Here is a 340-nt window from a genome sequence, read left to right as displayed (position 1 = left end):
TATGTGCGACCGCCGGCGAACCAAGTCAAGCATGCCTTTGCCTCCTGCTGATCCGGCATGCGCCTAAAGTATAAGGCGATGCCGAGATATTTCAGTTGAATATAAAATGCGAAGAAAATTCCCGGAAACACGGCGTTTTTCCGCGATTAATTCTTGGTGCGGGTGCTTGTCAGTCGGGCGATAACCGTGCTTACTTCGCTACAATGCCTGAACAGCAACGAGGGGAATTCAAAGCTGCAGGCAGCGTTCATATCTGGGAGGATATAGATGGATCGCCGTTCCTTTATGAAAAAAGGTGCGCTCGCGGGAGCTGCCACTGCAGCCCTTGCCGCGCCCGCCA

The 340-nt window shown here is 52.9% G+C and carries 1 protein-coding gene; it reads left to right on the top strand.

Features of this window, described 5'->3' with window-relative positions; all coding sequences use genetic code 11:
* Positions 1-267: 267 nt before the first annotated feature.
* The coding region (locus EN804_RS35540) for a twin-arginine translocation signal domain-containing protein (protein WP_135922370.1) at positions 268-340 on the top strand (73 nt) is incomplete at its 3' end.

The organism is Mesorhizobium sp. M8A.F.Ca.ET.161.01.1.1 (assembly GCF_004792105.1).
GTDB lineage: Bacteria > Pseudomonadota > Alphaproteobacteria > Rhizobiales > Rhizobiaceae > Mesorhizobium.
This window is presented reverse-complemented; position numbering and strand designations above follow the sequence as displayed.